This is a genomic window from Pantoea sp. R102 (genome assembly GCF_004916815.1).
GTDB classification, from domain to species: domain Bacteria; phylum Pseudomonadota; class Gammaproteobacteria; order Enterobacterales; family Enterobacteriaceae; genus Pantoea; species Pantoea dispersa.
Genome location: NZ_SDFT01000095.1, coordinates 45344 through 55061 on the forward strand (window position 1 = coordinate 45344; position 9718 = coordinate 55061).

Sequence of the window (9718 nt, forward strand, 5' to 3'; positions counted from 1 at the left end):
CTGCAGAGAAATGATAATGAAAAGAGTGACTTTAACGATGCTGTTACTGGCCAGCGGCAGCGTCGCGGCGCACGGCGTTACCCTGCGCATTGCCGATCAAAAGGGCAACATGCGCGCCGAGCTGGAAGCAGCGCAGCAGCTCAACGATCTCTCCTACCGTATCGAATGGGCTGAATTTCCGGCCGCCGCTCCGCTGGCCGAAGCCCTGAATGCCGGGGCGGTTGATGCCGGAATTATTGGTGATGCGCCGCTGCTGTTCTCGCTGGCCGCGGGTTCGCAGGTTAAAGCGGTGGCCGTCAGCAAATCCACCCCGGCCGGGCTGGCGGTGCTGGTTGCGCCGGACTCACCCATCAAAACGCCGCGGGATCTGCGCGGTAAACGCATCGCCACCGGGCGCGGGTCGATCGGTCATTTTATCGCGCTGAAAGCGCTGGAAAGTGCCGGGCTGAGCGATAAAGCCGTCAGCTGGCGCTTTCTCACGCCTGCCGATGCGCGCATTGCGCTGGCGAGTGGTTCCGTCGATGCGTGGGCAACCTGGGATCCTTACACCGCGCTGGCAGAAATAACGCATACCGGCCGCATGTTGATCAACGGCGTGGGGCTCTCCAGCGGCAACAGCTTCCTCGCCGCCACCGATGCGGCACTGAGTGACGCCAGTAAACGTGCCGCGCTGCAGGATTATATTAACCGGCTGGCGGCCGCTGACCGCTGGGCCAATCGCCACGTTGAGGCGTATTCCGCCAGGCTGGCGAAGATCATCGGCTTTCCTCAGGAGGCTGCCGCCAAATCTTTTGCCCGACGTCAGTCACACTGGCAGAGCATTGACGACCACACCGTACAACAGCAGCAGGAAACCGCCGACTTTTATCAAAAGTACGGCCTGATTGCTCAGCCACTCGATGTCAAGCCGACCTTTTATCGCGGTCTGCAGGTGGCACAACAGTAACCCTTTGTGCGCCGGTATTTGGCGAACAGGCGGGATGCGCGTAGCATGGCGGCATCAAATCCGTGGCGGATAACCCAATGTTAATCAAAACCTTTGATGGTCATAATGACCTGTTGCTCAACCTGTGGTTGCATCATCGCGACGATCCGGCCACTGCCTTCTTTACCGGTATCGAAAAAGGACACCTCGATTTTCCGCGCATGCAGCAGGGCGGCTTTTCCGGCGGATTGTTTGCGCTGTTTGTGCCGCCGCAGCGCTACGTCAGCGAAGTAGCACCTCAGCTGGCCGGTGAAGCGTGGCAGCCGCTGGAGATCCTGTGGCAGCAACTGGAGATTCTGAAAACGCTGGTTGCCCGTTCTGATGGCCGGGCGCGCCTGTGTCTCAGCACCGCCGATATCGCCGCCTGCCGGCGCGACGGCGTGCTGGCGATGGTGGCGCACATTGAGGGCGCGGACGGTTTTGACGGCGACGGCGCCGATCTTGCCGCCTTCTGGCAGGCGGGTGTGCGCAGCATCGGTCCGTTCTGGAATCTGGAAAATCGCTTTGGCGCTGGCGTTACTGGCGCATTTCCCGGTTCGCCGGATAGCGGTCCGGGACTAACCGCCGACGGCGAGCGGCTGATCGCGCTGGCGAATCAGCAGCGCATGATGATCGACGTGTCGCACATGAATGAAAAAGCGTTCTGGGACACGGCCCGGCTCTCATCAGCGCCGCTGGTCGCCAGCCACTCGAATGCGCACGCGCTGTGCGCGCAGCCGCGCAACCTTACCGACGACCAGCTGCGGGCGATTCGCGATAGCGGTGGCGTGGTCGGCATTAATTTCGGCAACGCCTTTCTGCGCGCCGACGGTAAGCGCGACGATGATGGCGGCTTGAGCGAAATTGTTAAACACTGTGAGCACCTGATGACTATTATGGGAAGCGATCACGTCGCGCTGGGGTCGGATTTTGACGGCATCAGCGTGCCCGCAGAGCTTAAAGATGTCACCGGTTTGCCGCGGCTGTATGCGCTGATGCGCAGTCTCAACTATGATCAGGCATTGCTGGAACAACTTGCCTGGGGCAACTGGCAGCGGGTATTACACCAAATCTGGCAGGCGTAAGTGTATTTCCTTACGCAATCAGGGTTGATCTGCTCGCTACATTGGCGCAACATCGCCCCGCGTTATCCATTGCTGGCGGAAGCTTTGTTTCTGTCGCAATGTTTTTAGCAGAGCCTGCTCTGCGTTTTAAGACTATGAGGAAGAATATTATGTGGAAAAAACCTGAGTTTGTTGACCTGCGTCTGGGCCTGGAAGTAACGCTGTACATCTCCAACCGCTAAGACGTCCTGCCCGCCGTTCGTGCGGGCATTTTCTTTTCCTGCTTCGGTCCTTCACATGTTTATTAAAGTCCTCGGTTCGGCGGCTGGCGGTGGCTTTCCGCAGTGGAACTGTAACTGCGCCAACTGCAGCGGGCTGCGTAACGACACGCTCCAGGCGCAGGCGCGCACCCAATCCTCAATCATTGTCAGCGATAACGGTACCGACTGGGTGCTGTGCAACGCTTCGCCGGACATCAGCCAGCAAATCGCCCGGACACCGGAACTGGTGAAACACGGCGTGCTGCGCGGAACGGCGATTGGCAGCATTATTTTGACCGACAGCCAGATCGATCACACCACCGGTCTGCTGAGCCTGCGTGAGGGCTGCCCGCATCAGGTATGGTGCACGCCGGAAGTGCATGCCGACCTCACCAGCGGCTTCCCGATTTTTACCATGCTGCAGCACTGGAACGGTGGCCTGCAACATCGTGCGCTTACGCCGCTTGAGCCGTTTCGCGTTGATGTCTGCGCCAGTCTGCAATTCACCGCCATTCCAATTCTCAGCAATGCGCCACCGTATTCGCCGTATCGCGATCGTCCGCTGCCGGGACATAACGTGGCGCTGTTTATCGAAAACACCGCCAGCGGGCAGACGCTGCTGTATGCGCCGGGCCTCGGCGAACCGGATGCGGTGATTATGCCGTGGCTGCAAAAAGCCGACTGCCTGCTGATCGACGGCACTGTGTGGCAGGATGATGAGCTGCTGACCACCGGCGTCGGCAAAAATACCGGCAAAGCCATGGGCCATCTGGCGCTGGCGGAAGAGCAGGGGCTGATGGCGCTGCTGGCCGCGCTGCCGGCCAGACGCAAAATTCTGATTCACATTAACAACACCAATCCGATTCTCAACGAGCATTCGCCGCAGCGCCAGTTCCTGACGCAGCAGGGCATTGAAGTGAGCTGGGACGGCATGGCGATCCATTTGCAGGAGTCCGCATCGTGATCATTACCGAGGCGTTGTCACCCGAAGCCTTTGAACAGGCGCTGCGTGCCAAAGGCGCGTATTACCATATTCATCATCCTTACCATATCGCGATGCACAACGGTACCGCGACGCGCGAGCAGATTCAGGGCTGGGTGGCGAACCGTTTTTACTATCAGACCAATATTCCGCTGAAAGATGCGGCGATCATGGCCAACTGTCCGGATCCGGCAACGCGCCGTAAATGGGTACAGCGTATCCTCGATCACGACGGTCGTAACGGTGAGGAAGGCGGCATTGAAGCCTGGCTGCAGCTGGGAGAAGCGGTTGGTCTCGATCGCAAAGTCTTGCTGTCAGAGAAGCTGGTGTTGCCGGGCGTACGGTTTGCCGTTGATGCCTATGTCAACTTTGCGCGTCGCGCCAACTGGCAGGAAGCGGCGTGCAGTTCACTCACCGAGCTGTTTGCCCCGCAGATTCATCAGTCGCGCCTCGACAGCTGGCCACAGCACTATCCGTGGATCAAAGAGGAAGGCTATTTCTACTTCCGCAGCCGCCTGAGCCAGGCGAACCGCGATGTGGAACATGGCCTGGCGCTGGCACTGGAAGTCTTTACCAGCGCTGAGCAGCAGAACCGTATGCTGGAGATCCTGCAGTTTAAACTCGACATTCTCTGGACCATGCTGGATGCCATGACCATGGCATACGCGCTGCAGCGTCCGCCGTACCACACGGTGACCGATCAGGTCGCCTGGCACAGTACAAGACTGGTGTAATCACATGAAAGAGACTCTGATTCCGGCGTTTCGCCGCGGCTATCGTCTGCAGTGGGAAGCCGCGCAGGACAGCCACGTGGTGCTTTACCCGGAAGGGATGGCGAAGCTGAATGAAACCGCTGCCGCCATTCTGGAACTGGTGACCGGCAAGCAGGATGTGGCGGCCATTATCGCCACGCTCAATGCGCGTTTTCCGGAGGCGGGCGGCGTCGATGATGACGTCAAAGACTTCCTGCAATCGGCCATTGAACAGAAGTGGATCCAGTGTCGTGAACCCGAATAAACCTGGCGTGAATGCGCCGCTGTGGCTGCTGGCGGAGCTGACTTATCGCTGCCCGCTGCAGTGTCCTTACTGCTCGAACCCGCTGGATTTTTCGCAGCAGGAACAAGAGCTGAGCACCGAACAGTGGATCGAGGTGTTCCGCCAGGCACGCGCCATGGGCAGCGTGCAGCTGGGCTTTTCCGGTGGTGAACCGCTGACGCGCAAAGATCTGCCGGAGCTGATTCGCGCCGCACGCGATCTGGGCTTTTACACCAACCTGATCACCTCCGGCATTGGCCTGACGGAGAAAAAGCTTGATGCCTTCGCCGACGCCGGGCTGGATCACATCCAGATCAGTTTCCAGGCGAGCGATGAAACACTGAACGCCGCGCTGGCCGGTTCGCAGAAGGCGTTTCAGCAGAAGCTGGCGATGGCAAAAGCGGTGAAAAAGCACGGCTATCCGATGGTGCTGAACTTCGTGCTGCACCGCCATAATATCGACCAGATCGATAAAATCATCGATCTGTGTATCGAGCTGGAGGCGGATGATGTCGAACTGGCCACCTGTCAGTTCTACGGCTGGGCGCATCTTAATCGTCAGGGATTACTGCCAACGCGCGAGCAGATTGCCCGCGCCGAAGCGGTGGTTGCGCGCTACCGTGAGCGCATGGGCAGCAGCGGCAATCTCACCAATCTGCTGTTCGTCACGCCGGATTACTACGAAGAGCGGCCCAAACCCTGTATGGGCGGCTGGGGATCGATATTTCTCAGCGTGACGCCGGAAGGTACGGCGTTACCCTGTCACAGCGCGCGCCAGTTGCCGGTGCAGTTCCCCTCAGTGCTGGAGCAGAGCCTGGAGGATATCTGGTACAACTCGTTTGGCTTCAATCGCTATCGCGGCTTCGACTGGATGCCGGAACCGTGCCGCTCATGCGATGAGAAAGAGAAAGATTTCGGCGGTTGCCGCTGCCAGGCATACATGCTGACCGGCGATGCCGACAACACCGACCCGGTGTGCAGCAAGTCGCCGCATCACGGAAAAATTCTTGAGGCTCGCCGCGAAGCCAGCTGCAGCGATATCAAAATCGCCCAGCTGCAGTTCCGCAACCGCAGCAACTCTGAGCTGATTTTCAAACAGCGGGTCACCTGATGTGCGAACGCAGCCTGACGCTGGCTAACGGTCTGCGCTGTCATCTGTCGCACCAGCCCGACGCGCGGGAAAGCGCGGCGCTGGTGCGCGTCGGCGCGGGCAGCCTGCACGAACCCGATCGCTGGCCCGGCCTGGCGCATCTGCTGGAACATCTGCTGTTTTGCGGCAGCGCGGGCTTTACCGGCGATGAGCGCCTGATGCCGTGGCTGCAGCAACAGGGTGGTCAGGTGAATGCCACCACGCAACTCAGCCGCAGTGCCTGGTTCTTCCAGCTGCCGGCGCAGGCGCTGGCGGCGGGCGTGGCAAGGCTGGCAGATATGCTGGCTCCGCCACTGCTGACCGGTACGGCGATTACACGGGAAGCGGCGGTCATTGAGGCAGAATATCAGCTGCTGCGGCATCATGCCGAAACGCTGAGTGAAGCAGCGCTGCTCGACGCGGCCGGTGGCGCACTGCGCCGCTTTCGCGTCGGGAGTGCGGCGACTTTTGGTGACAACGTAACGGAGCTGCAGCAGGCGCTACGGTTGTTTCATCAGCAGCATTTTGTCGCCGCCAACCAGCAGCTGTGGCTGAGCGGACCGCAATCGCTGGGTGAATTACAGCAGCTGGCTGAGGCGTTTGCTGTTCGCCAGTCAGGCGGTGCGGCGCACTCCTTATTGCCAGCCATTTCCGCGCCGGAGCCAGTTGAAACGCTCATCCAGCTTGCCGGTGAAGAGTCATTCTGGCTTAGCCTGTTTATCACCGGCGAAGAAAACGCTTTGCGTGACAACGTCACATTGCTGGAGGCTTTCTGGCAGGATGAAGCCCCTGGCAGCCTGATGGCGCAGCTGCGCAGCGAGCAACTGTGCGCTTCGCTGCAGTGTGAATGGCTGTGGCAGAGTGCCGATCATAGCTGGCTGGCGTTGCGCTTCAGTGCGCCAGCGCTGTCAGCGTCGGCGGCAAGACGCATTGAACAGCTCTTCTGGCAGCATCTGCGTGCGGTGCGCGCCGCCACGCCAGCGCAGCATCGCCACTATTTGCAACTGGCACAGCAGGATTTCGCTGCGCTGTCGCCGCTGACGCAGCTGCGCGGACGGGCGCTGGGATCGGCGCCGTCAGCTGACATTCCCGCAGATTTCACCGGTTTCATCGCCGCGCTGCCACAGGCCTCTTGCACGCGGCTGCTGACGCAGCGACAGCTGTCCGCCGTGCCTTATACCACGCAGGGATTCTGTCTGCAGCGCGCGCCATGGCCACCGACCGCGGCTGGCCCGGTCGCGCCGGTTAACTGGTCATTTTATCCTTGCGCTGACGTCCGGCATTCGCCGGAACTCCCGGCAAATTGCCCGCCGTTGCTGCGCGCAAGCCCGGTGCAGCCGAGGGAAACGCTGCTGGTGCGCCCGGCGTTTTATCACACCCTGAGTGACGAGGCGGCGCTAAGCTGGCAGCAGCAGCTGCGCCCACGGCTGGCCGCACTGCGCCATGCCGGTGGCAGCGGACGCTGGCAACAGCACCAGGGCGTCTGGCAACTGGTGATTAATCTGCCTGACGATGCAATGCCCGCGCTGCAGCAGCTGCCTGGCGTGCTGGCGGCGCTGAATGCGCCGGTGCTGCCGCAACCGCACCGTGCTGCACAAAGTATTGTGATTCGTCAGTTGCTGGAAGCGCTACCGCAGCAGTTGCTGGCCCCGGCTGCGCATCCTGCATGGCAGGCCGCCTGGTGCGGCCACAGCGAAAGCGTCAGTCAGCATGCCGCGCACGGGTTGAGCGAGGTGGTGCAGCCTCAGCCTGCGCCGGCGCGCGCGGCTGCGCTACAGCACGGCGTCAGCGCGCTGCGTTGTGCGGCGAACGATCAGGCCTTGTTGCTGTTTATTCCGCTGCCCGCTGCTGATGATGCCAGCCTCGCGGCGCTGCGTGCGCTGGCGCTGATGTTTGAACCACGCTTCTTTCAGCGCCTGCGGGTCGGGCAACAGATTGGCTACGTGGTGTCAGCGCGCTACCAGCGCGTGGCGGATGTGGATGGACTCCAGCTGGCGCTGCAATCCCCGTCCATTGGCTGGCGCACGCTGCTGCAACACTGCAAAGCATTTTTGCGCGACATGGTGAGTGAACTCGCCGCCATCAACGATGAAACGCTGCAGGGCTGGCAGGCGACGTTACTGGCGCAGTGCCAGCCACACCAGAACGCCGACGCCGCCAGTGAGGCACTGCGGAAACAGCAGGGACTGCCGGTGCTTACGCCAGAAGCGATCGCCGCGCTCACGTTACCCCAGCTGCAGCGGCTGCATCAGCGCCTGCTGCGCGAACGCCGCCGCTGGCGCTTGCTGATCAATCAACGTAAATAATTTCTCCCTCTCTGCAGTCAGCACGATCCCGCTGGCATAAAGACAAAAGTTTACACAGCAGGGGTTGGTGTTTCTGCTGCTTTTGCATAAACTGGCGGCACTTTTCTCTGAGGCTGTGGCATGACGATATCGCCCCAACGCGCAAAATGGATTCTGGCACTGGTTTGTCTGGTGCTGGCATTTTGTCTCGTCCAGCGCAGCTTCAATCTCCCGACTCAGCCTGTCGTTAGCATTACTGCTCACAGCGCCGCCGTTGATGACGGTGCCAGCAGTGATAAACCCTGTGCGCTGGGCGCTAAGTCACTCAGCGGCAGCGCGCCGCTGCTCGATACCGCGCTGCCATTCCTCGTACTGCTGCTGGCGTTGATCGCCACGCTCTTCCAGACCTCGTCTGCCACTGTCTGGCGGCGTGAACCGCTGTTTGTGCCGCTGCGACGGCGCCATCTCACGCTCTGCGTCTTCCGGGAATAACACTACGCGATACACCGCGTAAACCCTGTTATTCACCGGAGAAACGATTATGACATTCCTGATCAGGAGCCTGCTGCTCCTCGTGGCGAGCTGCGCGCTGAGCGTGCAAGCCGCCGATACCGGCTGGCTGCGCAATGCGCAAAACAGCCACGCCGAAGTGCGCCTGCGCGCCGCGCCGCAGGGCGATCACCTGCAACTGCTGCTGGATATTCGCCTGCAGCCGGGCTGGAAAACCTACTGGCGCTCGCCGGGCGAAGGCGGCGTCGCGCCGGAAATCCGCTGGCAAACGCCGGATGTCAACGCCCGCTGGTCGTGGCCAGTGCCAGCGCGCTTTGACGTCAGCGGCCTCACCACGCAGGGCTACAAAGGCGACGTTACGCTGCCCATCGTGCTCGAATCTGCCCCGCAGGGCACGCTGGCCGGCACGCTGACGCTGTCCACCTGTAGCGACGTCTGCATCCTGACGGATTTTCCGTTCCAGCTCGATCTCTCGCAGCCCGCCAGTCCGGATTTTGCACGTGATTTCGCCCAGGCGATGGGGCAGATCCCGGCTGACAGCGGGCTGACCGATCAGCTTGATGCCAGCTTCGTTGATGGCACGCTGCAAATCCGGGCGCAGCGTCAGCAGGGCTGGCAGCAGCCGGAACTGTTCTTTGATTATCCGCAGGGCAGCATGCTGGCGGCGCCGCAAATCAACGTGCAGGGCGAGACGCTGACTGCCCGCGTGGCGGTGACCGACGAATGGGGCGAGGCCGCGCCGGACCTGCGCGGTAAAGCGCTGTCGCTGGTTATCGCTGACGCCGGTATCGCTCAGCAAAGCCAGCTGACCCTTGGTCATCAGCCGCTGTTTTCTCCCTCTGCCGGAAACGCCACGCTGTGGTCGGTAGTGCTGCTGGCGCTGCTCGGCGGGCTGATTCTCAACCTGATGCCCTGCGTGCTGCCGGTGCTGGCGATCAAACTGAGCAGTCTGGTGCAGCAGCAGGGACAGACGCAACGCCAGACGCGTCAGCAGTTTCTCGCGTCCAGCGCCGGTATTCTGTTCTCTTTCCTGCTGCTGGCGCTGCTGATGACCGTGCTACGGCTCAGCGGTCAGGCGCTGGGCTGGGGCATTCAGTTTCAGAGCAGCGGCTTTCTGCTGGTGATGGTGCTGGTGATGTTCCTGTTCAGCGCCAGTCTGTTCGATCTGCTGCATTTTCGACTGCCTTCCGGCCTGACTACCCGGCTGGCGACGCACGGCGGTGCCGGTCTGGCAGGACATTTTGGCCAGGGGGCCTTTGCCACGCTGCTGGCGACGCCGTGCAGCGCACCGTTTCTTGGCACCGCCGTCGCCTATGCGCTGACCGCGCCGCTGCCGCAGCTGTGGCTGCTGTTTGTCGCGCTCGGAGTCGGCATGAGTCTGCCGTGGCTGCTGGTTGCGGCGCTGCCGGGCATGGCGCGCTGCCTGCCGCGTCCGGGGCGCTGGATGCTGCATCTGCGCACGCTGCTGGGGCTGCTGATGCTGCTGGCA

At 61.4% G+C, this 9718-nt stretch carries 10 protein-coding genes; all 10 read left to right on the forward strand.

Annotated features, from left to right (window positions below):
* The first annotated feature begins 16 nt into the window (after positions 1–16).
* Positions 17–946 carry an ABC transporter substrate-binding protein gene (locus ERD80_RS11235; protein WP_136546948.1) on the forward strand — a complete coding sequence of 310 codons (930 nt, stop codon included), beginning with the start codon at positions 17–19 and terminating at the stop codon, positions 944–946.
* Positions 947–1029: 83 nt separating this feature from the next.
* Positions 1030–2049, forward strand: a complete 1020-nt coding sequence (locus ERD80_RS11240; RefSeq protein ID WP_248295854.1) for a dipeptidase — start codon at positions 1030–1032, stop codon at positions 2047–2049.
* A gap of 149 nt (positions 2050–2198) precedes the next feature.
* Positions 2199–2270 carry a pyrroloquinoline quinone precursor peptide PqqA gene (gene pqqA, locus ERD80_RS11245; protein ID WP_010617686.1) on the forward strand — a complete coding sequence of 24 codons (72 nt, stop codon included), beginning with the start codon at positions 2199–2201 and terminating at the stop codon, positions 2268–2270.
* A 55-nt stretch (positions 2271–2325) separates the two neighbouring features.
* Complete coding sequence (pqqB, locus tag ERD80_RS11250) at positions 2326–3252, forward strand: pyrroloquinoline quinone biosynthesis protein PqqB (RefSeq protein ID WP_059012290.1); 927 nt, start codon at positions 2326–2328, stop codon at positions 3250–3252.
* The gene (gene pqqC, locus ERD80_RS11255; RefSeq protein ID WP_058774642.1) at positions 3249–4004 is read left to right on the forward strand and encodes a pyrroloquinoline-quinone synthase PqqC; all 756 of its coding nucleotides are present in this window, start codon (positions 3249–3251) and stop codon (positions 4002–4004) included. The genes pqqB and pqqC overlap by 4 nt, the downstream gene beginning before the upstream one ends.
* Before the next feature lie 4 nt (positions 4005–4008).
* Positions 4009–4287 (forward strand): pyrroloquinoline quinone biosynthesis peptide chaperone PqqD, encoded by a 279-nt coding sequence (gene pqqD / locus ERD80_RS11260; protein ID WP_021505975.1) that lies wholly within the window; start codon positions 4009–4011, stop codon positions 4285–4287.
* Positions 4274–5416 carry a pyrroloquinoline quinone biosynthesis protein PqqE gene (pqqE, locus tag ERD80_RS11265; RefSeq protein WP_058758602.1) on the forward strand — a complete coding sequence of 381 codons (1143 nt, stop codon included), beginning with the start codon at positions 4274–4276 and terminating at the stop codon, positions 5414–5416. Before pqqD ends, pqqE begins: the two co-directional genes overlap by 14 nt.
* Complete coding sequence (pqqF, locus tag ERD80_RS11270; protein ID WP_136546952.1) at positions 5416–7740, forward strand: pyrroloquinoline quinone biosynthesis protein PqqF; 2325 nt, start codon at positions 5416–5418, stop codon at positions 7738–7740. Before pqqE ends, pqqF begins: the two co-directional genes overlap by 1 nt.
* Before the next feature lie 120 nt (positions 7741–7860).
* A complete protein-coding gene (locus ERD80_RS11275; protein WP_058758599.1) occupies positions 7861–8211 on the forward strand; it encodes a hypothetical protein in 351 nt (116 codons plus the stop codon).
* A 49-nt stretch (positions 8212–8260) separates the two neighbouring features.
* Positions 8261–9718 (forward strand): protein-disulfide reductase DsbD domain-containing protein (locus tag ERD80_RS11280; protein ID WP_136546953.1); only part of this gene is annotated, 1458 nt, incomplete at its 3' end.

Bases quoted from the DNA above. Each gene is read 5' to 3' on its own strand.
- ERD80_RS11235 (WP_136546948.1), top strand. From the start codon at position 17: ATGAAAAGAGTGACTTTAACGATGCTGTTACTGGCCAGCGGCAGCGTC.
- pqqB (WP_059012290.1), top strand. From the start codon at position 2,326: ATGTTTATTAAAGTCCTCGGTTCGGCGGCTGGCGGTGGCTTTCCGCAG.
- pqqD (WP_021505975.1), top strand. From the start codon at position 4,009: ATGAAAGAGACTCTGATTCCGGCGTTTCGCCGCGGCTATCGTCTGCAG.
- pqqF (WP_136546952.1), top strand. From the start codon at position 5,416: ATGTGCGAACGCAGCCTGACGCTGGCTAACGGTCTGCGCTGTCATCTG.
- ERD80_RS11275 (WP_058758599.1), top strand. From the start codon at position 7,861: ATGACGATATCGCCCCAACGCGCAAAATGGATTCTGGCACTGGTTTGT.